The organism is Amycolatopsis sp. MtRt-6, assembly GCF_017308975.1.
In the GTDB taxonomy this organism is placed as follows: Bacteria; Actinomycetota; Actinomycetes; order Mycobacteriales; family Pseudonocardiaceae; genus Amycolatopsis.
Map to the genome: position 1 here is coordinate 56,796 of NZ_JADWPD010000001.1, position 23,065 is coordinate 79,860.

The 23,065-nt window shown below is 71.4% G+C and carries 21 protein-coding genes and 1 pseudogene; 11 read left to right on the plus strand and 11 right to left on the minus strand.

Annotation, left to right across the window (positions count from 1 at the left end; translation table 11 throughout):
- Positions 1–21: 21 nt before the first annotated feature.
- Both I4Q55_RS00345 and I4Q55_RS00350 read right to left on the minus strand, forming a co-directional pair.
- Positions 22–2,001 (minus strand): acetoacetate--CoA ligase, encoded by a 1,980-nt coding sequence (locus I4Q55_RS00345; protein ID WP_206783979.1) that lies wholly within the window; start codon positions 1,999–2,001, stop codon positions 22–24.
- Between the two features lie 85 nt (positions 2,002–2,086).
- Positions 2,087–2,716 carry a dienelactone hydrolase family protein gene (locus I4Q55_RS00350; protein WP_206783980.1) on the minus strand — a complete coding sequence of 210 codons (630 nt, stop codon included), beginning with the start codon at positions 2,714–2,716 and terminating at the stop codon, positions 2,087–2,089.
- Positions 2,717–2,862: 146 nt separating this feature from the next.
- On the opposite strand from I4Q55_RS00350, the gene hisC reads away from it, so the two are divergent.
- Positions 2,863–3,939 (plus strand): histidinol-phosphate transaminase, encoded by a 1,077-nt coding sequence (gene hisC / locus I4Q55_RS00355; protein ID WP_206783981.1) that lies wholly within the window; start codon positions 2,863–2,865, stop codon positions 3,937–3,939.
- 70 nt (positions 3,940–4,009) lie between these two features.
- On the opposite strand, the gene I4Q55_RS00360 is transcribed toward hisC, so the two are convergent.
- Complete coding sequence (locus I4Q55_RS00360) at positions 4,010–4,783, minus strand: sulfite exporter TauE/SafE family protein (protein ID WP_206783982.1); 774 nt, start codon at positions 4,781–4,783, stop codon at positions 4,010–4,012.
- A gap of 143 nt (positions 4,784–4,926) precedes the next feature.
- Here I4Q55_RS00360 and I4Q55_RS00365 point away from each other — a divergent pair, with 143 nt between their 5' ends.
- Entirely contained in the window at positions 4,927–5,460 is a 534-nt protein-coding gene (locus tag I4Q55_RS00365; RefSeq protein WP_206783983.1) for an RNA polymerase sigma factor, read from the plus strand.
- Positions 5,460–6,260 (plus strand): hypothetical protein, encoded by an 801-nt coding sequence (locus I4Q55_RS00370; RefSeq protein WP_206783984.1) that lies wholly within the window; start codon positions 5,460–5,462, stop codon positions 6,258–6,260. The genes I4Q55_RS00365 and I4Q55_RS00370 overlap by 1 nt, the downstream gene beginning before the upstream one ends.
- 34 nt (positions 6,261–6,294) lie before the next feature.
- Here I4Q55_RS00370 and I4Q55_RS00375 read toward each other — a convergent pair whose 3' ends face one another.
- A complete protein-coding gene (locus tag I4Q55_RS00375; RefSeq protein ID WP_206783985.1) occupies positions 6,295–6,648 on the minus strand; it encodes a VOC family protein in 354 nt (117 codons plus the stop codon).
- On the minus strand, positions 6,645–7,268 hold the full coding sequence (locus I4Q55_RS00380; RefSeq protein WP_206783986.1) for a GNAT family N-acetyltransferase: 624 nt from the start codon (positions 7,266–7,268) through the stop codon (positions 6,645–6,647). The genes I4Q55_RS00375 and I4Q55_RS00380 overlap by 4 nt, the downstream gene beginning before the upstream one ends.
- A 43-nt stretch (positions 7,269–7,311) precedes the next feature.
- Here I4Q55_RS00380 and I4Q55_RS00385 point away from each other — a divergent pair, with 43 nt between their 5' ends.
- From I4Q55_RS00385 to I4Q55_RS00395, 3 genes are read left to right on the plus strand one after another with little or no spacing between them, the layout of a single operon-like run.
- Complete coding sequence (locus tag I4Q55_RS00385; RefSeq protein WP_206783987.1) at positions 7,312–8,001, plus strand: FadR/GntR family transcriptional regulator; 690 nt, start codon at positions 7,312–7,314, stop codon at positions 7,999–8,001.
- 36 nt (positions 8,002–8,037) lie between these two features.
- On the plus strand, positions 8,038–8,850 hold the full coding sequence (locus I4Q55_RS00390; protein WP_206783988.1) for a class I SAM-dependent methyltransferase: 813 nt from the start codon (positions 8,038–8,040) through the stop codon (positions 8,848–8,850).
- A 54-nt stretch (positions 8,851–8,904) separates the two neighbouring features.
- Positions 8,905–10,398: an adenylate/guanylate cyclase domain-containing protein gene (locus I4Q55_RS00395; RefSeq protein WP_206783989.1), complete on the plus strand. Its 1,494-nt coding sequence runs from the start codon at positions 8,905–8,907 to the stop codon at positions 10,396–10,398.
- Here I4Q55_RS00395 and I4Q55_RS00400 read toward each other — a convergent pair.
- On the minus strand, positions 10,386–11,375 hold the full coding sequence (locus I4Q55_RS00400) for a beta-ketoacyl-ACP synthase III (RefSeq protein WP_206783990.1): 990 nt from the start codon (positions 11,373–11,375) through the stop codon (positions 10,386–10,388). The two genes, I4Q55_RS00395 and I4Q55_RS00400, sit on opposite strands and share 13 nt — an antisense overlap.
- A gap of 201 nt (positions 11,376–11,576) precedes the next feature.
- On the opposite strand from I4Q55_RS00400, the gene I4Q55_RS00405 reads away from it, so the two are divergent.
- From I4Q55_RS00405 to I4Q55_RS00415, 3 genes are all read left to right on the plus strand, one after another.
- Positions 11,577–12,050, plus strand: coding sequence for an Lrp/AsnC family transcriptional regulator (locus tag I4Q55_RS00405; RefSeq protein ID WP_206783991.1), 474 nt, complete (start codon positions 11,577–11,579; stop codon positions 12,048–12,050).
- Between the two features lie 20 nt (positions 12,051–12,070).
- Positions 12,071–13,372 carry an MFS transporter gene (locus tag I4Q55_RS00410; RefSeq protein WP_206783992.1) on the plus strand — a complete coding sequence of 434 codons (1,302 nt, stop codon included), beginning with the start codon at positions 12,071–12,073 and terminating at the stop codon, positions 13,370–13,372.
- A 154-nt stretch (positions 13,373–13,526) separates the two neighbouring features.
- Positions 13,527–13,931, plus strand: a complete 405-nt coding sequence (locus tag I4Q55_RS00415; RefSeq protein WP_086846218.1) for an SsgA family sporulation/cell division regulator — start codon at positions 13,527–13,529, stop codon at positions 13,929–13,931.
- Between the two features lie 107 nt (positions 13,932–14,038).
- Here the strand turns inward: I4Q55_RS00415 and I4Q55_RS50890 are convergent.
- Positions 14,039–15,130 (minus strand): annotated as a pseudogene (locus tag I4Q55_RS50890) (S1 family peptidase); the annotation flags it as partial.
- 447 nt (positions 15,131–15,577) lie between these two features.
- Between I4Q55_RS50890 and I4Q55_RS00425 the strand changes: the two are divergent.
- Together I4Q55_RS00425 and I4Q55_RS00430 are read left to right on the plus strand one after the other, a co-directional pair.
- Positions 15,578–18,487 (plus strand): AAA family ATPase, encoded by a 2,910-nt coding sequence (locus I4Q55_RS00425; RefSeq protein ID WP_206783993.1) that lies wholly within the window; start codon positions 15,578–15,580, stop codon positions 18,485–18,487.
- Between the two features lie 197 nt (positions 18,488–18,684).
- A complete protein-coding gene (locus I4Q55_RS00430) occupies positions 18,685–19,293 on the plus strand; it encodes a DUF1345 domain-containing protein (RefSeq protein ID WP_206784511.1) in 609 nt (202 codons plus the stop codon).
- A gap of 1 nt (position 19,294) precedes the next feature.
- Here the strand turns inward: I4Q55_RS00430 and I4Q55_RS00435 are convergent, their stop codons facing one another.
- The 4 genes from I4Q55_RS00435 to I4Q55_RS00450 form a co-directional block, all read right to left on the minus strand.
- Entirely contained in the window at positions 19,295–19,987 is a 693-nt protein-coding gene (locus I4Q55_RS00435) for a G1 family glutamic endopeptidase (RefSeq protein WP_206783994.1), read from the minus strand.
- A 194-nt stretch (positions 19,988–20,181) separates the two neighbouring features.
- The gene (locus I4Q55_RS00440) at positions 20,182–21,237 is read right to left on the minus strand and encodes an ABC transporter substrate-binding protein (RefSeq protein WP_206783995.1); all 1,056 of its coding nucleotides are present in this window, start codon (positions 21,235–21,237) and stop codon (positions 20,182–20,184) included.
- Position 21,238: 1 nt separating this feature from the next.
- Entirely contained in the window at positions 21,239–22,126 is an 888-nt protein-coding gene (locus I4Q55_RS00445; RefSeq protein ID WP_176173622.1) for an ABC transporter permease, read from the minus strand.
- The gene (locus I4Q55_RS00450) at positions 22,116–22,922 is read right to left on the minus strand and encodes an ABC transporter ATP-binding protein (RefSeq protein ID WP_206783996.1); all 807 of its coding nucleotides are present in this window, start codon (positions 22,920–22,922) and stop codon (positions 22,116–22,118) included. Before I4Q55_RS00450 ends, I4Q55_RS00445 begins: the two co-directional genes overlap by 11 nt.
- Between the last annotated feature and the right edge of the window lie 143 nt (positions 22,923–23,065).

Genomic DNA, 23,065 nt, shown 5'->3' on the forward strand with positions numbered 1-23,065 from the left:
GGCTGATCATGCTTCCCCCGTCTACCCCCCGGCGAGCTCCACGAACGGCGCCAGTGCCGCCGGGTTGGCCAGCGCGTCGCGGCTGACGGCCCGGTCGGGAGCCACACCGGCGAGGATCTTCTTCACCGGTACCTCACACTTCTTACCGTTCAAGGTACGAGGAATCTCGGAAACCACGACGAACCGATCGGGTACATGCCGCGGTGACAGCGCGCTACGAAGCTCCTTGCGGAGGCGCGGTTCGACGTCTTCGAGCGCGACACCGCCGCCGAGCACCACGAAACAGATGAGCTGGCCGTCCTCGTTCCCGGCCGCCGAGGTGTCCACGACCAGCGAGTCCGCGATTTCGTCGTAGCCCTCGACGACCCGGTAGAACTCCGCCGTGCCCATCCGGACGCCCCCGCGGTTGAGCGTCGAGTCGCTGCGGCCGTAGATCACCGCCGAGCCGCGGTTCGTGACGCGGATCCAGTCGCCGTGGCGCCACAGCCCCGGGTACATCTCGAAGTAGGCCTCGCGCAGCCGCGAGCCGTCGGGGTCGTTCCAGAAGAACACCGGCATCGACGGCATCGGCTTCGTGATGACCAGCTCGCCGACCTCCTCGACGACCGCGTTGCCCGCCTCGTCGAACGCGTTCACCGCGGCCCCGAGCGCCGGGCAGGACAGCTCGCCGAGCCAGACCGGCACGTCGGGCGCCGACGCGACGAACGCCGCGCACAGGTCGGTGCCGCCGGACACCGAGCAGATCTGAACCCGCGAACCGACCTCGTTCACGATCCACCGGAAGCCCTCGACGCTCAGCGGCGCGCCGGTGGAGCCCAGCGCGCGCAGCCCGGTCAGGTCGTAGCGCTCGGCGGGCTTGAGGCCGGCCTTGAGGCAGCTCTGGATGAACGGCGCCGACGTGCCGAAGTAGGTGACGCGGTGCTGCTCGGCCAGGTGCCAGAGCGCGTTCAGGTCCGGGTACCCCGGGCTGCCGTCGTAGAGCACGATCGTGGTGCCGACCAGCAGGCCGGAGACGAGGAAGTTCCACATCATCCAGCCGGTGGTGCTGAACCAGAAGAACCGGTCGCCGGGCCCGAGGTCGGTCTGCAGGGCCAGGGCCTTGAGGTGTTCGAGCGTGATGCCGCCGTGGCCGTGCACGATGCCCTTGGGCAGGCCGGTGGTGCCCGACGAGTAGAGCACCCACAGCGGGTGCGCGAACTCGACCGGCTCGAACAGCAGCGGCGCGCCCTCGTGCTTCGCGAGCAGCTCGGCCCAGTCGAGGGTGCCGTCCATCCGGCCTTCGCCGACGTACTCGACGAGCACGGTCGCGGCGAGCGACGGCAGCTGCGCCTGGAGGTCGGCGATCGTCGTCCGGATGTCGAACTGGCGGCCGTTGTACGCGTAGGCGTTGACCGCGAAGAGCACCTTCGGCTCGATCTGGACGAAGCGGTCCGCGACCGCGCGGACGCCGAAGTCCGGCGAGCACGACGACCAGATGGCCCCGATGCTCGCCGCGGCGAGGAACGCGACCAGCGTCTGCGGGCAGTTCGGCGCCAGCGCGACGACCCGGTCGCCCTTGCCGACGCCCAGTTCGAGGAACGCGGCCCGGGCCGCGGCGACCTGCGCGCGAAGCCGGCCGTACGTCAGGTGGCTCGCGAAGCCGTCTTCGCGGTGGAAGATCACCGCCGTCTCGTCGTCGGCCTTCGCCGCGCCCGCGACGCCGGGGGTGAGCGCGTGCTCGGCGTAGTTCAGCGTGCCGCCCTCGAACCAGACCGCGTCCGGCATCTCGCCCGAGAGGACCTCGCCGGGCCGGTCGTGCCAGCGGACGCCGAGGAAGTCCGCGACCGCCCCCCAGAAGTCCGGGCCGCGCTCGACGGAGAACTCCCACAGCGAGCGGTAGTCGTCCACCTCGACGCCGCGCTCGGCGCGCAGCCACCGGCGGAAGGCTTCGATCTTGGTGTCGGCAACGTGGCCCGGCTCGGGGCGCCAGAGCACTTCGGGGGCGTCGGCGGTGTGCGTCACACCCCGAGCCTAATCCTTCGGATCGGGAAGTCACCGTGGTCGGAACCGACACGGAAAACCGGTTCGCGGTGGTGCCCGCCCACACTCACCTCAGGTGTGCGTCAAACCAGTCGAGCGTGCGCTGCCAGGCTTCCGCGGCCGCGCCCGGGTCGGCGTCGAAGCGGTGGTTCGCGCCCGGGTAGTGCACGACGTTCGTGGCGACCTTCGCCGACGCGGCGGCGTCGCGCAGGCGCTCGACGTCGGCCCCGCCCGCCTCGTCGCCGGCGTCGCCGTACATGCCGAGCCACGGGCTGGTGAGCCGCCCGGCGATCTCGACCAGCGCGGGCAGCTCGGCGGCCCGCTGCCCGCCGACGCTGACGGCGGCGCCGAGCCTGCGGTGCGACGCGACGACGAGCGCCGCGGTGCCGCCGAGGTCGAAGCCCATCACGCCGAGCAGGTCGGCCTGCACGCCCCGCTCGACCAGCCAGGCCAGCGTCAAGTCGGTCGCGTCGAGCAGGTCCTGCTGGGTGAGCTCGTCGTTCTCCAGGTGCGGGGTGACGGTCAGCCAGCCCTCCGTGGCCAGGCCGGCGAGCAGCAGCTTCACGCCGTCGGTGACGCCGTCGGCCTCGTGCAGCACCACCAAGCCGCCGCGTAGCGCGCCTTCGGGTTCCGAAAAGGTCAGCCGCAGGGCATGGCCGTCGGTGCGCTGGTAATCCACGGTGGAGGTCGACGTCATTGCCTCACCCAACCACCTGGAGGTGAACGGGAGGAAGCCCGGTGACGCAGGTCGCCGCGGCAAGACCGCTTGAAGGGAGTCGCGGGGCGCCGGGCGGAAAAGATACGGTGAGCGGGTCGTCCCGTCGATTTCCAGGAGCGCCGAAGATGCCGTCCGTGTCCCCGCGTGCCGATCTCGAATCGTTGCCGAAATACGTCCCCGGCCGGACGATCGAAGGCGCGATCAAGCTGGCGAGCAACGAGGTGCCCGGCGGTGCGCTGCCGAGCGTCGCGCAGGCGATCGCCGAGGCCGCGGCCGGGGTCAACCGCTACCCGGACACCGGCTCGCAGGCGCTGCGCGAGCGGCTGGCGCGCGAGCTGGACGTGCCGGTGGAGCACGTCTCGATCGGCTGCGGCTCGGTGTCGCTGTGCCAGCAGACGATCCAGGCGGTGTGCGCGCCCGGCGACGAGGTCATCTTCGGCTGGCGCTCCTTCGAGGCGTACCCGATCGTCACGCAGGTCGCGAACGCCGTCTCGGTGAAGGTCCCGATCACCGAGGGCCAGGAGCTCGACCTCGACGCGATGCTCGCGGCGATCACCGACCGGACGCGCGTGGTCTTCGTCTGCAACCCGAACAACCCCACCGGGACGGCGGTGCGCCGCGCGGAGCTGGAGCGGTTCCTGGCCGCCGTGCCCGAGCGCGTGCTGGTCGTGCTCGACGAGGCGTACAAGGAGTTCGTCACCGACCCCGAGGTGCCCGACGGCGTCGAGTACACGCGCAGCCAGTCCAACGTCATGGTGCTTCGCACGTTCTCGAAGGCGTACGGCCTCGCGGGCCTGCGCGTCGGTTACGCGGTCGCGCCCGAGCCGATCGCGGACGCGCTTCGGCAGGTGTACGTGGCGTTCTCGGTGAACATGCTGGCCCAGGTGGCCGCGCTGGCCTCGCTCGACGCGGCCGACGAGCTGCTGGACCGCTGCAAGGACATCGTCGCCGAGCGCGGCCGCGTGCGCTCGGCGTTGCTGGAAGCGGGTTACCGGGTGCCGGAGACCCAGGCGAACTTCGTCTGGCTCCCGCTCGGTGACCAGACCGTCCCGTTCGCCGAGCACGCCCTGGACCGCAAGCTGGTGGTGCGCCCGTTCGCCGGCGAAGGCGTGCGCGTGACCATCGGGACCCGCGAGGAGAACGACCTCTTCCTGGCCGCGGCCCGCGAGTTCCTGATCCGGCCCGAAGCAGGCCGCCCCTGAAGCGGCACGTGACCTTTGCTCCGAAGCCGTCCGGCCGTGACTGAGGCCGGATCAGGAACCATCGGCACAGTCAGTCAGCGACCTGCTTGACGACCAGCTCGATGACGGCGGCGACGCCGATCACCACGATCACGCCCCGCAGCACCGCCGGCGACAGCTTCCGGCCGATCTTCGCGCCGAGGAAGCCGCCGGCGGTGCTGCCGACGGCGAGCCACAGCACGACGGCCCAGCTGACCGGCGCGACGAAGGCGTAGATCACCCCGGCGACGAGGTTGACGACGGCGGCGAGGACGTTCTTGACGCCGTTGAGCTTCTGCAGCGGCTCCGACAGCAGCATCCCCATGACGGCCATCAGCATCACGCCCTGCGCGGCGGTGAAGTACCCGCCGTAGATGCCGATGAGGAAGATGAAGAACATCAGCAGTGGCCCGGGCTTGTGCTCGGTGCCGTTCTGTTCGCGCCGCTCCGCGACCCACTTCGACACCTTCGGCTGGATGATCACCAGGACCACCGCCAGGGCGACGAGCGCGGGGACGATGGCTTCAAAGGCGTCTTTCGGCAGTGAGAGCAGCAGGACAGTGCCGCCGATGGCGCCGAGGAACGACGCGACGGCGAACTTGGCGGTCTGCGGCCAGTAGCCCTTGAGCTCGTGCCGGTAACCCCAGGCGCCGCTGAGCGTGCCGGGCGCGAGGCCGATCGCGTTGGACGTCGTCGCCGTCACCGGCGGGTACCCGAGGGCGACGAGGACGGGGAAGGTCACGAGCGTCCCCGACCCCACGACGGCGTTGATGGTCCCGGCCCAGATCCCGGCGACCACGACGATCAGCGCGTGCCACCACGTCATGAAGCATTCACGTGCGGAGCCTAAGCATCTCGGCCTGCGCCCGCGACGCAAATGGCGGCAGATGTGTCAGGTCAGACATTCGCGGTGCAGCGCCGCGGCCGGTCGGGTGCGTAAGCAGTGGTACGTGACATGAAGGAGGCCGGATGCGGGCAGCCGACGAAGATCGGTTTCGCGAGTTCGCCAGGGACAACGCCCTCGCCCTGCGGCGCTACGGCTACCTGCTGTGCGGTGACTGGCAACTGGCCGAGGACCTCGTCCAGGCCACGTTGTACAAGCTGTACGGCGCGTGGCCGCGCATTCGCGGAACCGATCGGCCGATGAGCTACGCGCGGCGGACGCTGACCCGGTGCTGGCTCGACGAACGACGGCGGCCGTGGCGGCGCTCCGAGCACCACACCGACGCGCTGCCCGAGGTCGCCGACGGGGCTGCGGACCCCGCCGTGCTCCGGCAACGCGCGGGCCTGAGCGCCGCATTGGCCGCGGCGCTGGCGGAGCTCGCGCCCCGGCAGCGCGCGGTGCTGGTGCTGCGGTACTTCTGCGACCTGCCGGTGGCCGAAACGGCCCGTGAGCTGCGCTGTTCCGAAAGCACGGTCCGCAGTCAGGCCACGAGGGCGCTGAAAACCCTCCGCGGCCGCTACCCCGTCGATTCCGGCTTCCTGGCAGAAAGCGAGCTGTGATGAACGAGCAGATCCTGGCCCACGAGTTCACCGCGGCCGTCCGCGCCGAACCGCCGCTGGGCTTCGACCCCGACGAGGCCGTCACCCGGGTGGCCCGGCGGCGCCGGAACCGGCGGAACGTCCTGCTGGCGGCAGCCGGTGTCGTCGTCGCGGCACTCGCCGCCGTCGCCGTCCCGGTCACCCGCACCGGGGCCGGCGTCCCGGTCCAGCCGGCGGCGCCGTCGATTTCGCCGTCCACCGGGGAGCGGTGGTGGCCGCCGGCCGGCGTCGAGGTCCCTCAGCCGACCGATGCCCAGCTCAGCGCCCGGGCACCCGAGATCGCCGACCACGTCGACGCGGCTCTGAAGAAGATGCTGCCCGCCGAGGAACTCCGTCGCACGTCCAACAGTTCCGGCCGGTTCGCGGGCCTCCTGCCGACCAGCCAGCTCGGGGTACACGCCATGGAGCACGGCGGGCCGGCGGGTGGCGGGTACTTCGTCACGGTCGAGGTGTCCGTGCCGACCGCACCGGTGACCCGGTTCCAGCCCTGGCAGCTGTGCGCCGAGCTGAAGAAACAGGTCACCCCGGCGACCACCTGCCGCTACGCCGATGTCGGCACCGGCGGGGTGCGGATGACGACGGAAGAGGACACCCTCGACCGGGCGAACACGAAGCAGCACCGCACCACGGTGATCGACTTCCGGGCGGACGGCAGCTTCGTCCTCGCCACGGTCGGGAACTCGCCCGGGGTCAGCGCCGCGCTGCCCCTGACCGCGGACCAGCTCACCGCCTTGGCCACTGATCCCGGGCTGACCCTGTAGCGCGCCGGGCCGGAGCCGCCGGCGGGTCGGCCGGTCACCGCGGCGTGAAGACGCAGAACTCGTTGCCCTCCGGGTCCGCCAGCTGGTCCCAGTCCACATCACCGCCCCGCTCGCGGATCAGGGTCGCGCCCAGGGCGAGCAGCTCGGCCGGATCGCCGAAGACGTCCAAGTGCATGCGGTTCTTGACCGTCTTCGGCTCCGGAACCGGGTTGAACCAGATCAGCGGGCCCGCCCCGGCCGGGTCGACGATCGGGACCGGCCAGTCGTCCGGCCGTGTGTCGCCCGTCAGAGAGTCGCGGCGGACGTAGCCGAGCGCGCGGCACCACCAGTCCGCCAGGGCCTGGTGGTCGTTCGCGTCCAGGGCGAGGTCCTTGAACCGTGCTGTCATGCCGCTCCTTCCGGGACGTGCGCCGGGACGACGTCGGACACGACGCGCCAGCCGAGCGAGGTGTACAGCCCGCGGCCGGCCGCCGAAGCCAGCAGCACGCCCGACCCGGCTCCGGCCGCGACGGCCAGCCGGTGCATCACCACCCGGCCGAGGCCGCGGCGGCGGTGCTCCGGCTCCGTCTCGATCTTGTCGAACACCGCGACCCCTCCGGCCACCGCGACCTGACCGCGGGCCGCGGGGGCGGGACCGGACGACACCAGTACCTCCCACACCGGCCCGTCGCCGGTCACCGTCACCGAGTACGGCTCCGGGACCGCGACCGGCGGCATGGGCCCGTCGGACGCCATCAGGTACTCGGTCTCCCCCGCCCGCCACGCCGGGGTGAGCGAAGCCAAGACCGAGGACCGCGAGCCGCACGCCTTCAGCCACGTGCCCGGCGCGGCCACCGTCCGGGCCCGCGCGGAAACCGCGGACGGCGAGCGCAGCAGGTAGCGCACCCGGTGCCCCGGCAGGCCGACGTCGACGCGGTAGCCGTCGACCTCGGCGACCGGTGCCGGTGCCGCCCGCGACACGGCCCAGCCGCGGACCCACGCCCCCAAGATGTCCATGCCGGTGATCATGGCAGGCACCCCCGACAATTCCGTGAGCTGAGAAGATGAGCGCGTGGACACCGAGCAGGTCTGGAGCGCGACCGTCGACCGGCTGCGGGCCCGGATCGACTCCGGCGACCTGCCGCCCGGCTCTCGGCTGCCCGCCGAACGCGTCCTGTGCGAAGAGCTCGGCATCAGCCGGGGTTCGCTGCGCCAGGCCCTGCGCGTCCTCGACTCCATCGGGTACGTCCAGATCCGCGCCGGCTCCGGCACCTACGTCCGCGAACAGCAGGAACAGCCGCTGCGGACGTGGTTCACCGAGCACGACCAGCTCGTCGAGAAGCTCTTCGACCTGCGGGCGACCGTCGAACCGACCCTCGCCGAACGGCTGGCCCGGCACGCGACCGCGAAGACCGTGAGCCGGCTCGAGGACAACGTCGCCGAGATGGCGCGGGCCGCCGAGGACGGCGACATGCTGCACGTCATCGCCGCCGACGCCGAGTTCCACCGGGTGATCGCCCAGAACGCGGGCAACGACGACGTCGCCGGGCTGCTGCGGTCGGTGCTCGCCCTGGTCGGCGAGGAGCGGCGGCTGGCGCTGCGGCTGCCCGGGCAGATCCGCAAGGCCGTCGCCGACCACCGCGCCATCCTCGACGCCATCCGCCGGTCCGACCCGGCCGCCGCCCGCGAGCTGACCCTCAAGCACCTGGTGGACGCCAAAAACTACGCGCACGACTACGCCGCCCACCCCGAAACGCGCTAGACTTTTCACAACGTTGTGAATCTTTTGGGGGGCGTGATGGAGAAGGTCCACTTCACTGAAGAGAAAGCCACCAACCTGGCCACGCTGTACGGCCGCGCGCTCGACTACCGCAGTGCCCACCCGATCCTCGGCGACAAGGCCGCGGACGAGGCCGTCCGCCGGATCGACTACGACTTCACGAAGATCGGCATCTCCCCCGACCGCGCGGTGTCGGTGGTCCTGCGGGCGAAGCCGATCGACGACTGGGCCGCCGAGTACCTGCGCGACCACCCGGACGCGATCGTGCTGCACCTCGGCTGCGGCATGGACACGCGGTTCCAGCGCCTCGCGCCGCCGGAGACCGTCCACTGGTACGACGTCGACTACCCCGAGGTCATCGAGCTGCGGGAGAAGCTCTACGACAAGGCGCCGAACCAGACGCACATCGGCTCGTCGGTGACCGACTTCGGGTGGCTCGACCAGGTGCCGTCGGACCGGCCGGCACTGATCGTCGCCGAAGGCCTCACGATGTACCTGAAGCCCGAGACCGGCACCGAACTGTTCCGCAGGCTGGCCGCGAAGTTTCCGTCCGGCGAGCTGATCTGCGACCTCTTCAACCGCACGGCCATCAAGATCCAGAAGCTCAACGCGCCGGTGCGCAAGGCGGGCGCGACGCTGTACTGGGGCGTCGACGACCCGCGCGACCTCGAGTCCTGCGGCCTCACGTTGGAGTCCGCACTGGACGCCGGACACTGGGCGACGCCGGACGTGCTGGCCAAGGTGGGGCCGTTCACCCGGTTCCAGCTGCGGATGCTGAAGGTCTTCCCACCCCTGGCCCGTACCGCGCACGTCGTGCGGTACCGCTTCTGACGGGACCCCGGCAGCAGCAAGTGGCCACGCATTTCCGGCCGTACGATCGACGCCGTGCGCAAGATCGCCGTGAAGAACGTCCGCGTGGTGTTGCGCACCAGCCTGGGCTTCGCCGGGCTGGGCCTCGGCTCGAGCGTCGCCGGCTCCGGTGTGGTCGCCCTGCTGCTGGTGCTGCAGGGCCTGCCGGGTGACGTCGGCGACCGCGGCTGGGTGCTCGGCCTGACCGCGGCCGGCATCGTCGCCGCGGCCCTGCTCGCCGGGACGCTCTGGACGGCGTGGCTGCAGCGCCGCACCGTGATCTGGTTCGTGCTCGGCCGTCCACCGTCGGAGAGCGAGGCGCGGCGTGCGCTGCGGCTGCCGGTCGACATGGCCGTGGTCAGCGGCACGCTCTGGCTGATCGGCACCATCGTCCTCACCGTGCTCGCCGGGGCGCTCGGCTCCGCCGACGACGCCGTCGGCATGGCCACGGTGATCGGGCTCGGCGGGCTCACCACGGTCGGCCTCACCTACCTGGCGGCCGAGTGGGTGGCGCGGCCGGTGATGACGATCGCGCTGGACGTCCTGCCGCCGCGCGGCTCGCTGCCGGTCACCGTGCTGACCCGGCTGGTCGTCACCTGGGCGCTGGCCGGCGGCGTCCCGCTGGTGGGTGTGCTGCTCATCGCCATGCCGCCGGAGCTGGGCTCGGGCGACCACACGGCGAGCCTGATCATGCTGTCGGTGATCGGCCTCGGCGTCGGCGCGATCAGCACGGCACTGCTGGCCAGAGCGGTCGCCGCGCCGCTGCACCGGCTGCGCGTGGCGCTCGACGAGATCGCGCGCGGCAACAACGACGTCACCGTGGACGTCGACGACTCCAGCGAGATCGGCAGGCTCCAGACGTCGGTGAACCTGCTCGCCGCGGGCCTGCGCGAGCAGGCGCGGATGCGGGACCTCTTCGGCAGGCACGTCGGCGCCGACGTCGCCCGGCACGCGCTGGAGTACGGCGCGTCGCTCTCCGGCGACGTCCGCGAGGTCACGGCGTTGTTCGTCGACGTCGTCGACTCGACCGCGCTGGCCTACCGCACCCCGCCGGAGGAGCTGGTCGGGAAGCTCAACCGGCTGTTCGCCGCGGTCGTCTCCGCGGTCAACGCGCGCGGCGGCCTGGTCAACAAGTTCCAGGGCGACGCCGCCCTGTGCATCTTCGGCGCGCCGACGCGGCTCTCGGACGCCCCGACGGCCGCCTTGGCCGCCGCCCGGGCGATCCGCGACGCGGTGCGCGAGACCGGCGAGCTCGACCTCGGCATCGGCGTCTCGAGCGGCCCGGTGTTCGCCGGGCAGCTCGGCTCCAGCAGCCGGCTGGAGTACACCGTGATCGGCGACGCGGTCAACGAGGCCGCGCGGCTCACCGAGCTCGCCAAGGCCGTGCCGTCACGGGTCCTCGCCAGCGACGCCGTCGTCTCCGCGGCGCTGCCGGGCGAGGCCGCGCACTGGGAGAAGCACGGCGAGCTGGAGCTGCGCGGCCGCCAGGAGGCCACGCCGACCTGGACGACGGCCCCTCAGGCGAGCTGATCCAGGTCAGGCCAGCGCAGCACCGTCGATCCCCAGGTCAGGCCGGCGCCGAACGCGCTGAGCAGGACGCGGTGGCCGGGGGCGAGGGTGCCATCGGCGCGGGCGTCGGCCAGCGCGAGCGGGATGGACGCGGCGCTGGTGTTGCCGACCCGGTCGATGTTGGCGACCACGGCGTCGGCGGGCATCCCGAGCTGCTTCGCCGTCGCCTGGAGGATCCGGATGTTCGCCTGGTGCCCGACGAAGCGGTCGACGTCGCCGACCATCCAGCCCGCGCGGTCCAGGACCGTGCGCGACGACTCCGCCATCCGCGCGCAGGCGTGCCGGAACACGGCCGTGCCCTGCATGGCGAGGAACCGGTCGCTCGGCTGGTCGGAGAGCCGCCGCCGGGCGCCACCGGCCTCGACCCACAGCAGCTCGGCGTGCTCGCCCTCGCTGTGCAGGTCGAACGGGCCGAACGCGCCGGGCTCGTCGGCGTCACCCGCCCGCAGGAGGACCGCGCCGGCGCCGTCGCCGAAGATCGGCACCGTGGTGCGGTCGCCGGGGTCGATGAGCGTGGTGAAGGTGTCGGCGCCGATCACGAGCACGCGCTCGGCCAGCCCGCCCGCGATGAACCCGGCCGCCGTGGCGAGCGCGTAGACGAAGCCGCTGCAGACGGCGTTGACGTCGAACGCCGCGGCCGTGCCGAGCCCGAGCCGGGCGGCGACCTGCGGCGCGCTGGCCGGGCAGGGCTGGTCGGGCGTGGAGGTGGCGAGGACGACGGCGTCGGCCTTGCCGCCCGCGAGCGCTTCGCGGCCGGCCCCGACGGCGAGGTCCACAGTGGACTCCTCAGGCCCGGCGACGCGGCGCTCGCGGATCCCGGTGCGGGTCCGGATCCACTCGTCCGAGGTGTCGAGCCGGGCGGCGATTTCGTGGTTGTCCAGGACTTTCGTCGGCAACCACGAACCGAGACCGGTCAGCACGGCGGCAGGTGCGGGCACGGGATAGCCTCCCCACGCCGGCGGGTTGGCGGAGCGACCGGCTGGTCTTCCACTTCTATGGGCTACCCCCTGGTAGACCGGTCAGTTGTGTTCCACCTCACTCAAAAAGTTGTTTCATCTTCGCCTCGGACGGAGTAGTGAGCGACGTCACGGAGGGGTGAAACGCGGCGAATTGTCGGGGGTGCCGGATAGCCTGCTGGGGTGCGGACACCCGACCTCGACCAGCTGGACATCGCCATCCTCGCCTGCCTCCAGGCGGACGCCCGCACGATCGCCGAGACGATCGGCGCCAAGGTCGGGCTCTCGGCCGCGGCGGTGCAGCGGCGGATCAAGCGGCTGCGCGAAGCGGGCGTGATCGAGCGCGAGGTGGCGGTGCTGTCGCCGGAGGCGCTCGGGCTGGACATGACGTTCGTGGTGACGGTCGAGATGGAGCGGGAGAACCTCGCGGTCCTCGACGCGTTCCGCCGTCAGGTGCTCGCCGAGGACGCCGTGCAGCAGTGCTACTACGTCACCGGCGCGGCGGACTTCGTGCTGATCGTCACGTGCCCGGACATGGCGGGCTTCGAGGCGTTCACCCGGCGCATGTTCTTCGACAACCCGAACGTCCGCCACTTCACGACGAGCGTGGCGATGGATCGCGTGAAGGTGGGGCTCACGCTGCCGCTCGACCCGTAAGCTGTCCCGCTGGGGGAAACATGCTTCGGATCTTTCTGGCCGCGACGCTGATCGACGCGCTCGGCAGCGGGCTGTGGGTCCCGTTCGCCCTGTTGTTCCTGGTGCACGGGCAGGGCATGGGCCTGGTCGACGCGGGTGCGTCGCTGACCACCGGCGCCCTGCTGGCGCTCGTGTCCGGTCCGGCGACCGGGGTGGCGATGGACCGCTTCGGGCCGCGAGCACTGCTCATCGCGGGCAACCTGGTGCGGCTCGCCGCCTTCGCGGCCTATCCGCTGGCGTACACGAGCTGGCAGGTGATCGCGGTGTCGGCGGTGGCCGGCTTCGGCGACCGGCTGTTCTGGACGTGCAACGCGCCGATGGTGACCCGGCTCACCTCCGGCGCGGACACGGACCGGGTCCTGGCGACCCAGACGGTGGGCCGGTTCGCGGGCGCGGGCATCGGAGCGGCGGCGATGGCGGTGCTGCCGACGATCACGAGCCCGTGGGCGTTCCACGCACTGGCGTACGTGAACGCGGCGAGCTTCGCGGTGGCGGCGGTCCTGATCCGGCTCCTCCCGCGGGAGGGCCGGGTGGGCGCGGCGGCGGTGCCGGTCTCGGCGGTGCCGGCGGAGGCGGTGCTCGCCGAAGCGGATGTCCGCGGCTCGGAGACGACCGCGGGCAGGCCCGCGGGAGCCGCCACCCCACCGCCGGCTCGCCGCGGGAGCTGGCGGGCCGTGCTCGGCGACCGGGCCTTCACCGGGTTCTGCGTCACGCACATGGCGTTCACCCTCGCCAGCGCCAGCAAGTTCTCCGTGCTGCCGCTCGTCGTCCGGGATCTGCTGCACGGTCCACAGTGGATCGCCGGGACCGCCATCACCGTCGGGACCGTGGTCGTCGTCACCGCGCAGCGGCCGATCGTCGGCCTGCTCGCCGGGCGGAGCCGGACCGCCGGGCTCATCGGGTCCGCCGTTCTCTTCACGATCTGCTTCGCGCTGCTGATCCCGCTGGAGGCCGTCCCGCTGTCCGTGGCCACCGTGCTGATCCTGCTCACCAGCCTCGGCTTCTCGATCGCCGAGGCCCTCTTCGGCCCGACCGCCACCGCGGCGGCCGCCGCGGCCGCACCATCCGGGGCCGAAGGGCGGGCCAGCTCGATCTTCCAGCTCTCCTGGGGCCTGCCCGTCGCGCTCGCGCCGGGGCTGCTGGCCGCCCTGCTCAGCGCGAGCAACGCGCTCACCTGGTCGATTCTGGCCCTGACCTGCGCATCCGCCGTCCCCGCGCTGCTCGTGCTGCGAAAGAAACTGCCGCACGCCCTGCGCGAACCGTCACCACCCGTGGCCGCGTGAGCGCAAGGCGTATGTGCCCGGTGTTACACCACAATGGACGGATGCAACCGATCAAGTGAACGTGAGACTTTCTCCGTCATGACCGTCGGCCCTGGTCATCTCCTTGCCGAACAGTTCGCGCCGCGCGAACCACCGCGAGACTCCAGGAGGGGCCGTGCACACCGACGCCGTACACCAGAGCCAGTTCGTGCTGCTGAACGAGAGCACCACGCCCGTCCTGTCGCGCCTGTCCTACCACGCCCACGAGCCCTTCGCGGTGACCGTGGCCTTCCGGACCGAGCGCGGCCGGTGGATCGAGTGGACCTTCGCGCGTGACCTCCTGGTCGCCGGTCTCGACGAGCCGGCCGGCCTCGGCGATGTCCGGATCCGCCCGGACCTCTCCGAAGACGAAGACTTCCTCACCCTGGAAATCGAGTCACCGGACGGCTATGCGTCGTTCGAGCTCGAAGTCGAAGACGTCCGGACCTTCCTGGACGCCTCCATCGAACTGGTGCCGCTCGGCGAAGAGAGCGCGCACTTCGACGTCGACGGGCTGATCGAGGAGATCAGCAACGTCTGACCCGCGAACCTCCCATTCCCGCGGCGAGGAACAAGGGCGGGTTTCGGGCGCGCTGGAGGCGCCCGAAACCCCCCCCGTGGCGGGTTTGCGCCGCCGAACCGGGGGGTCAGCCGGGGGCCGGTGCCCGAAAGCGCGGCACCGATCGGGTAGAAGTACGTCACCGACGAGTTGCCGCCGGACAGGATGCCCTGCGCGTTGTTGCCGGCGATGAAGCCGCCGCCCGAGTCACCGGGCTGAGAGCGGACGTTGCTCGCGGTCATGCCGGTGACCGTGCCCTCGGCGTAGCGGACGGTCTGGTTCTTGGCGCCGATGGTGCCGCAGGTCCAACCGGTGGTCGAGCCGGCCTTGCAGACCGACGTGCCGGTCGCGGCGTTCGACTGGCCGCGCACCGCGGTCCCGTTGTTCATCGAGGCGAGCGGGGTCCAGCCGCTGCTCGTGTTGACCCGCGCGTAGTCGGCGCCCGGGAACCGGTACGTGCCCCACGAACCCAGCGCGGCGCCGTTGGAGCCGGTGAGCCGGCCGCCGCCGGTGAGTGCGGCGCAGTGCCCGGCGGTCATGAAGCCGGTGGTCGTCGAGAACCCGACCGAGCAGCGGGACGAGCCGCCGATGTAGTAGGCGTCGCCACCGCGGATGTTGGCGTAGGTGGTCGGCGTCGACGCCGTCTCGCGGATCGTCACGACGGCTTTGTCCACACCGGACTTGACGACGAACGCCTCCGCGGCGGCGCGCTGGCCCTGCAGCACGTCCAGGGTGACGCGGTTGGTGGCGTCGTCGACGCCCCAGCCGGTGATCGCGGCGGGCGCAGCCTTGCCGGCCGCGTTCAGCGTGTCCACAGTGGAATTGAGCTGGCGGGCGCTGAACCGCACGACTTCCGCTTCGGCGCCGGCTTCGCGGATCTTGCCGGCCAGCGCGGCGTTCGTCGTGGTGACGCGTGCCTTGCCCGTGACGGCGTTGTAGGTCGCGCCGCCGAACGCGTCGCCGAGCGCCGCGGTGAGCGATTCGGTGACCTTGTTCGCGACGTCCTCGCTCTTGAGCCGCGCGAGCGCCTGGTCGTGGGTCAGGCCCAGGTCCCGCTGCATGGCGGGCACGATGTCCGGGTTCAGCAGGTCCTGGCCCGACGCGGGGACGGCGGTCGCGGCGAGCGCGCCCGTCGCCATGACCGCGGTGGCAGCGGCACCGAGAAGTCTCGCGATCTTCATGCTTCTCCCTAGGTGGTTACGCGCGGCTCCGCACCGGCCACGCAGTGGTACTCCCCCGGGTGAGCGTCCCCGGAGTGGGCGTTACGGTGCAATCCGGGCGCCCGGCGAATGGGTATACGCATTCACCGCGGACGAATCCCCTGCTCCAGCCGGGCCCAAGCGCCCGATGTCACCCGGTCGGACAGGTCCGTAAGTAGGGTTTCCGTGAACTACTTTGAGTAGCCACGGGCAGCACTCGAACGCGTGAAGCGACGTTCGAACGTGCGATCGTCCCAGGTTTCGCACGCACGGTGACCCGATCCCCCCGGTTCCCGCAGCAAACCGGTGACGGTGGGTAGGCGGACGTGTGACAACAGCACCTACCACGTATTCGGTGAAAGGTTTACGGACGGATCGAGGCTGCTTAGGCTCCGCGCACCAGTCTTCGGTGCGCGTCGAGGAGGTCAAATGTGGCTGACCACCCCCCGCCCCACCTCGGTTTCCGTCCGGTCCGGACCCGCCCGGCTGACCGGCCGCGACGCCGAGCTCGACGCCATCGTCGACGTGCTGAGAAAGCGCCCGGCCGCGGTCCTGATCGAGGGCGAGCCGGGGATGGGCCGCACCCGGCTGCTCGCGGAGATCGGCAAGCGCCGGGAGTTCGCCGGCGGCCGCGTGCTCACCGGCGCGTGCCAGCCGCTGCGGGAACCCTTCCCCTACGGGCCCGTCCTGGAAGCGCTTCGCGCCGTGGGCGACACCCCGCTCGGGCCGCTCAGCCCGGTCGCGGGCGTGCTGCGGCCATTGCTGCCGGAGCTCGCGGAAGCGCTTCCTCCGCGCCCCGAACCCCTCGCCGACCCGGTCGCCGAGCGCCACCGCGTGTTCCGCGCGGTGCGGGAGCTCCTCCAGGCCTGCGGCCCGACGCTCGTGCTGATCGACGACCTCCAGTGGGCGGACGAGGACACCCGCGACCTCATGCGGTTCCTCGCCGGCGCGATGCCGCCGGAGCTGGCGGTGGTCGCCACCTACCGGTCGGCCACCGACGTCCGCCCCGGCCCGCTCGGCAGCCCCTTTCGCACCGATCCGGCCGTGCACTCCGCCCGCGTCGCCCTCGGCGCGCTCGACGTCGCGGCCGTGCGCGGGCTGGCCGTCGAAATCCTCGAACTGCCCAGGGTCACCGACGAATTCGCGGCGAAGCTGCACGAGTGCACCGCCGGGATTCCGTTCGTGGCCGAAGAAACGCTGCGCGCGCTGAAGGAAGCGGCCGAACGGCTCCCGGTCGGCGAAGTCCTGTCCGACCGCCTGCTGGAGAACCTCGAAGTCCCCGTGCTGCTGCGCGAAGCCGTCACCGAACGGCTCGCCGCGCTGCCCGAGCACGCGGTCCGGCTCGCCGGCGCGGCCGCGGTGCTCGGCGTCGGCGCCGAAGCCGCCGTGCTCGGCGAGCTGGCCGGGCTCGCCGACGACGCCCTCCGCACGGCACTGCTCGCCGCCCTCTCCGGCGGGGTGCTCGGCGAAGCCGGCGACGGCAGGTACGGCTTCCGGCACCCGCTGGCCCGCAAGGCGGTCTACGACACGGTGAGCGGCCCCGAACGCGCGCTGCTGCACGCGCAGGCGATCCGCGTGCTCGCCGCGCAGCCGTCGCCGCCGCTCACCCTGCTGGCCCGGCACAGCCGCGCGGCCGGTCGCGTCGACCAGTGGCGGCACTACGCCGAAGCGGCCGCCGACGAGGCGATCACGCGCGGCGAGACGTCCCGCGCCATCGACCTCCTGCAGTCGGTGCTCGCCGAACCCGCTCCCGCGCAGGCCGACATCGGGCGCGTGGCGGGCAAGCTGAGCCAGGTCGCGCTGCGGGGGTTCCGCCCCGACGTCATCGGCACACTGGAGCGCGTCCTCGAAGAGGTGACGCTGCCGCCGTCGGTCCGCGGGTCGATCCGGCTGAGCCTCGGCATGCTGCTGGTCCGGACCATCGGCGGGCTCGGCCGCGGCCGCCTGGAGGTCGAGCGGGCGATCGGCGAGCTGACCGACCGGCCGGACCTCGCCGCCCGCGGGATCACCCTGCTCGCCCAGCCGATCGACGGGCTGACGCCGTTGTCGTGGCACGAATCGTGGCGCGCCCGCGCGGGCGAGGTGTACGAGCGGCTCGACGACCCCGAACTGCGGCTCGCGCTGACCGCCGACCGGATCGCGGCCGCCGCGCACGTCGGCGACGGCTCGGCGTGGACGGAGTTCGAAGCGCTTTCGGACACCGTCGGCACGGTCGCCGAGCGCGTCCAGCTGGCCCGGCTGTGGTGCAACCTGGCCGACGGCCAGTCGTGGGCCGGGCACCTCGACCGCGCGGAACGGCTGGTGACCGAGGGCGTCCGGCGCGCGACCGACGCGGGCGCGCTGTACGCGATCGGCCTGATCCAGGGCACCCGCGTCCGGCTGGACTGGGTGCGCGGGCGCTGGACCGGGCTCGCCGAGGCCGCCGAGCAGCTGCGGGACAGCTACCCGGAACTCGGCCCGATCGTCATGGAGTCCTCGCTGGTGCTCGGCGGGCTCGCGGCCGTGCGCGGCGAGTTCGCGGCCGCCCAGCGGCACCTGACCGCGGCGAGCGTGCACGCGCCGGACCGCGGCCCGATCCCGGTGGTGCTCTCGGCCGCCGGGGTGCTGATCTCGGTGCTCCTGGCGACCGACGACGTCGACGGCGCCTGCGCGGCGGCCGACACGGCGGTGGCCGCGGCCGGGCGCAAGGGCGTCTGGATCTGGGCGGCCGCGCTGGTCCCGGCGGCGGCGCAGGCGTACGCGCGGGCCGGGCGCTGGCCGGAGGCCGACAACGTGGTCGAGGCGTTCGCGCGCGGCATCGAGGGCCGCGACGCACCGGTGGCCGCGGCCGCGCTGGTGGCCGGCCGCGCGGTGCTGCTCGAAGCCCGCGGCAAGCACCTGGCCGCGGCGGCGTTGTTCGACGAAGCCGCGTCCGGCTACACAGCCCTCCCGATGCCCTACCCGGCGACGGCCATGCGCGAACGCGCGTCGATGTGCCGCCTGGCCGCGGGCAACCGTTCGGCCGTCGACGAGCTGACCTCGGCGGCCGAGGCGTACGAGCGGCTCGGCGCGACCCGGGACGCGGGACGCTGCCGTCATCAGCTGCGTGAGCACGGCGCCTGGGCGCCATCGCAACGCGGGCGGCGCGGGTACGGGAGCGAGCTGTCGCCGCGGGAGCGCGAGGTGGCGCGGATGCTCGCGGAGGGCCGGACGAACCGGGAGATCGCGGACGGGCTGTTCCTGTCGCCGCGAACGGTGGAACAGCACGTGGCGAAGGTGCTCCGAAAACTCGGGGCCCGCTCACGCACGGACGTGGCCCGCAAGCTCCCCGGCGAGGTGACCACGGCACCGGCCGGCTGACCCCGAGCGCCCCAATGTGGCCTTCGGTGCGTCCAAGCACCCAATGTGGCCTTCGTTGCGCCCAACGCACCCAATGTGGCCTTCGGTGCTTGGGCCGGGTGGCCGGGCGGGCGGTGGCGACCTAACGTGAGCCGGTGACAGAAGAGGCACTTCCCGCGTGGCGGCGGCGGACCTCCGGCGAGACCCGCTGGCCCGCGATGGGCGTCGTCGTCGCGACGCTCGTCCTGCAGGTCGCCCTGCCCGATGACATGGCGCTGCGCCCGTGGTGGCTGCTGCCCGCCGTCTCGGTGCTGCTCGTCGTCGCGCTGCTGCTGGTCAACCCGGGGCGGATGACGCAGTTCAGCGCCGTCGAGCGGGCCATCTCGCTGCTCATCGTCGGCCTCGTCACCGTGGTGAACGCCTGGTCGGCGGCGAGCCTGGTCTACGGCATCGCGGCCGGGACGACCGGCGACCGCGCCGGCGCCGTGCTGGTGACCGGCGGGATCGTCTACTGGACGAACATCGTCGCCTTCTCCCTCTGGTACTGGGAGTTCGACCGCGGCGGCCCGGGCCGCCGGGCCGCGGGCCGGGCCGAGTACCCCGACCTGCAGTTCCCGCAGATGGCCGACCCGGGCCTGGCACACCAGGACTGGGAGCCGTCCTATTTGGACTACCTGTACTTCTCGTTCACCAACGCGGCGGCCTTCAGCCCCACCGACGTCATGCCCCTGCGGATCTGGGCGAAGCTGACGATGATGCTGCAGGCCGCCGTGTCGCTGGTGCTGGCGGTGATGGTCGTCGCCTGGGCGATCAACAACCTGAAGTAGGTCAGTGGCGGGTCATCGTGAAGCTCTGGCCGTCCGAGCCGATCGCGCTCGGGCTCCAGGTGTAGCTGCCCTTGTCGTCGGCGTTCAGGCCGGACGGGCTCGTCGAGGCCAGGTTCGACCCGTTGAACTTGACGCCGGTGAACGTGATGCCGCCGGAGATCGACGGGTACGAATCCGTCGGGGACTCGATGATCGCCTCCGCCGAGGCGTGCTGCGAGGTCAGTGACTTGGTGATCGACTTCGACCAGCCCTTGGTCGTGTCGCTGATGTCGAGGCGATAGGTGTTCGTCGCCGTCCGGGTCACCGTGGCGGTGATGTGGTCGCCGGCGCTGACCGTGTTCGAGTAGTACACCGGTGCGGCTGGGTACATTTCGTACCAGGCCTGGTAAACCGGGCGGCCGCTGGAGCAGTCGGTGGCCACGCCGGTCTGCTCCACAGTGGACGATCCGTCGCCGTCGATGCCGACCCACGGCGCGAACAGGTCGTTGGTGGACGTGCAGGACACCGACGGCTCGGTCCAGCTCGCGGTGGCCGTGGTGAAACTGCCGAAGCTGACGTAACCGCCCCAGTTGCCGCCCGAGAACTGGTGCCCGTGGAAGTGGGCACCGAACACGGCCGCGTGAGCGGTACCCGAGAAAGCCAGCGAGGCCGCCGCGGCGGCGGCCACCGTGAGGACGCGGAGGGTTTTGGACATGCGAGGACTCCGTTCACCGAGGGGGACCGGGAAAGCTGTGTCCTCAAGTGTTGGATCCCCACCGAAAATAAAGTAGCTACTTTCGCATGGTCTTCCATTGCGCGAAAAGACCCGTAAAGGCCTCCGCGGGGGAAAGAGGCCTTTACGGGTCCATATCGCTCACCAACCGCCCGGTCAGGTGAGCGGGGTCACCATTACTGCTGCGCCTGCGCGTGCGCCGCGTCCACGAACTGTGTCGTGTATGTCTTCGACAGGTCGATTTTGTCCTTCTTCGGCTTCACGTTGCTCGACGACTCACCCAGCACCTTGAGCACGTTCTGGGCACCGGCCGGGTCCATCCGGCCGTCCTTGGTGAACATCGGCAGGCTGTCCTGGAGCGACTTGACGTACAGCGCCTTGTCCCCGCCGGCGAACGACGGCGGCATCATCGCGGCGACCTGTTCCGGTGTGTGCGTCGAAATCCACTTCAGGGTCTCGACGTACGCATTGGCCAGTTTCTGCACGATGTCCGGATAACGCTTCACGATTTCGCAGCCCATGTACAGCGAACTCGCCGGGTACAAACCGCCCAAAGCGGCTTTCGTGCCTTCGACCGTGCGCATGTCGTAAAGCACCTTCGCCTGGCCCGTGTTCGTCAGCTGCGCGATCGTCGGGTCGGTCGTCATGCCGGCGTCGATCGAGCCCTGGTTCATCGCCGAGATGAACGTCTGCCCGGCACCGACCTTGACCGGCGTGTACTCCTTCGACGTCACGCCGCCGCGCAGGGCCAGCGCCTTCGTGAGGAAGTCCGTCGACGAACCCAGCGACGTGACGCCGAGGTTGCGGCCCTTGAAGTCCGCGCCCGACCTGACCTCGCCCGCCTTGGCCGTCGCGACCATCTCGGCCTCGCCCGGCACGTTCGCGAACTGCACCACGCTTTCGATGCACTGTTCCTTGGCCTGCAGGTCGATCGTGTGGTCGTAGAACCCGACGACCGCCTGCACCTCACCGGCCAGCAGCGACGTCTCGGCGTTGGCGCCGGACGGCTGGTCGAAGAGCTCGACGTCCAGGCCCTGCCGCTGGTAGGCGCCGATCTGCTGGGCCAGCTGGCCGGGCAGGTAGATCACCTTCGACAGGCCGCCGACCATGATCTTGATGTGCGGCTTCCCGGTGGTGCCGAGGGCGATCTCCCGCGAGTCGCGGCAGGCGGTGAGCCCGGCCGCGGCGACCGCGACCGCGGCCACCACCCCGATTGTCCTCTTGAGACGCATGTCAGACCGCCTTGACCGCGGCTTCGGAGGCGGACGGCGGGCGCCACCGCAGCAGCCTGCCTTCAAGGGTGCTGATCCCCCACTCGGCCAGCAGCGCGACGACGGTGATGATCAGCATCCCGGCGTACACACCCGCCGTGTCGAACGTGCCCTGCGCATTGGCGATCAGGAAGCCCATGCCGGCCTTGGCGCCGGTGTACTCGCCGACCACCGCGCCGATCAGCGCGAAGCCGAACGCCACGTGCAGCGACGACAGGATCCACGACGTCGCGCTGGGCAGCACGATCGACTTGAGCACCTGGCCGCGGGTCGCGCCGAGGATGCGGGCGTTGTCGATCAGGTTGCGGTCCACCTCGCGGGCGCCGGTGAAGGCGTTGAAGAACACCGCGAAGAACACGAGCACGACGACGGTCGCGACCTTCGACGACAGCCCGAGCCCGAACCAGATGACGAACAGCGCGGCGAGCACGATGCGCGGCAACGCGTTGGCGGCCTTGATGAACGGCGCCAGCACCTGCGCGAGGTACGCGCTGCGGCCGAGGATCACGCCGAACACGACACCGGCGATCGCGCCGATGACGAAGCCGATCGCGGCCTCCTCGACGGTCACCAGGATCTGGTACCAGATCGAACCGAAGTCGGTCCCGGCGCTGAACCACTCGACCAGCCGTTCCCAGATCTTCGACGGCTTCGAGTAGAAGAACGGGTCGATCCAGTACGTGGCGGTCAGCTCCCAGCTGCCCAGCCAGACGACGACGATCGCCAGGCGCAGCAGCCAGATGTTGCGCTTGCGGCGCGCGGTGGCCTGCTTCGCGCGGGCCAGGATGTCCTGCTCGGTCTCGAGGACCGGGAGCGGCGCGGCCGGCGCCGCGGGGGTCTCAAGCGACATTGCTCGCTCCCTTCTCACGGGCCTTGTCGACCTCGCTGCGCAGTGATTCCCAGATGTCGGCGTAGAGCTTCCGGAAGTCCTCGGTGAGCCGCAGCTCCTCCACCTTCCGCGGCCGCTCGAGCGGGATCTCGAAGACGTCCTTCACGGTGGCCGGCCCGGTCGTCAGCACGACGACCTTGTCCGCCAGTGCGATGGCCTCGTCGAGGTCGTGGGTCACGAAGATCACCGCGGCGCCGGACCCGGACCACAGCCGCAGCAGCTCGTCCTGCATCAGCGCCCGCGTCTGGACGTCGAGCGCGGAGAACGGCTCGTCCATCAGCAGGATCTTCGGCCTGGTGACGAGCGTCTGGGCCAGCGCGACGCGCTTGCGCATGCCGCCGGAGAGCTGGTGCGGGTAGTACTTCTCGAACCCGGCGAGCCCGACGCGGGCGATCCAGTCGACGGCCTGCGCGCGGGCCTCGGCCTTCGGCACCCCGCGGAACCGCGGGCCGGAAGCGACGTTCTCCAGCACCGAGCGCCACGGCATCACCGCGTCGGTCTGGAACATGTAGCCGACACCGTCCGGAATGGACTTCACGTCCTCGCCGTTCACCCGCACCCGGCCGGCCGACGGCGGCTGCAGGCCGGAGACCAGCGAGAGCGTCGTCGACTTGCCGCAGCCGGTGGGGCCGACGACCGCGACGAACTCGCCGGGCTGGACGGTCATGGTCAGATCGCGGACGGCCGTGTGCACGGAACCGGACCCGCTCGGGAACCGCTTGGTGGCTCCGGTGAGTTCGATCAGTGGGGGAACCATGGTGGAGGTGACTCCTTCGTCACGTGGTGGGGCTCACGTTGGGAAGGGACGTTAAGTACGTGTGGCGCCCGCGTGAAGCTTGTCGACGTTCTGCGTGCGAGCTGTGCGTTCTGAATGTTTTGCTCATTTAGCGCACTGCCGTG

Excerpts from the sequence above, each read along its gene's own strand:
- I4Q55_RS00370 (WP_206783984.1), top strand. The coding sequence starts at position 5,460 with ATGAACGAGCAGATCCTGGCCCACGAGTTCACCGCGGCCGTCCGCGCC.
- I4Q55_RS00365 (WP_206783983.1), top strand. The coding sequence starts at position 4,927 with ATGCGGGCAGCCGACGAAGATCGGTTTCGCGAGTTCGCCAGGGACAAC.
- hisC (WP_206783981.1), top strand. The coding sequence starts at position 2,863 with ATGCCGTCCGTGTCCCCGCGTGCCGATCTCGAATCGTTGCCGAAATAC.
- I4Q55_RS00450 (WP_206783996.1), bottom strand. The coding sequence starts at position 22,922 with ATGGTTCCCCCACTGATCGAACTCACCGGAGCCACCAAGCGGTTCCCG.
- I4Q55_RS00440 (WP_206783995.1), bottom strand. The coding sequence starts at position 21,237 with ATGCGTCTCAAGAGGACAATCGGGGTGGTGGCCGCGGTCGCGGTCGCC.
- I4Q55_RS00445 (WP_176173622.1), bottom strand. The coding sequence starts at position 22,126 with ATGTCGCTTGAGACCCCCGCGGCGCCGGCCGCGCCGCTCCCGGTCCTC.
- I4Q55_RS00410 (WP_206783992.1), top strand. The coding sequence starts at position 12,071 with ATGCTTCGGATCTTTCTGGCCGCGACGCTGATCGACGCGCTCGGCAGC.
- I4Q55_RS00375 (WP_206783985.1), bottom strand. The coding sequence starts at position 6,648 with ATGACAGCACGGTTCAAGGACCTCGCCCTGGACGCGAACGACCACCAG.
- I4Q55_RS00430 (WP_206784511.1), top strand. The coding sequence starts at position 18,685 with ATGGGCGTCGTCGTCGCGACGCTCGTCCTGCAGGTCGCCCTGCCCGAT.
- I4Q55_RS00425 (WP_206783993.1), top strand. The coding sequence starts at position 15,578 with ATGTGGCTGACCACCCCCCGCCCCACCTCGGTTTCCGTCCGGTCCGGA.
- I4Q55_RS00380 (WP_206783986.1), bottom strand. The coding sequence starts at position 7,268 with ATGATCACCGGCATGGACATCTTGGGGGCGTGGGTCCGCGGCTGGGCC.
- I4Q55_RS00435 (WP_206783994.1), bottom strand. The coding sequence starts at position 19,987 with ATGTCCAAAACCCTCCGCGTCCTCACGGTGGCCGCCGCCGCGGCGGCC.
- I4Q55_RS00390 (WP_206783988.1), top strand. The coding sequence starts at position 8,038 with ATGGAGAAGGTCCACTTCACTGAAGAGAAAGCCACCAACCTGGCCACG.
- I4Q55_RS00360 (WP_206783982.1), bottom strand. The coding sequence starts at position 4,783 with ATGACGTGGTGGCACGCGCTGATCGTCGTGGTCGCCGGGATCTGGGCC.
- I4Q55_RS00350 (WP_206783980.1), bottom strand. The coding sequence starts at position 2,716 with ATGACGTCGACCTCCACCGTGGATTACCAGCGCACCGACGGCCATGCC.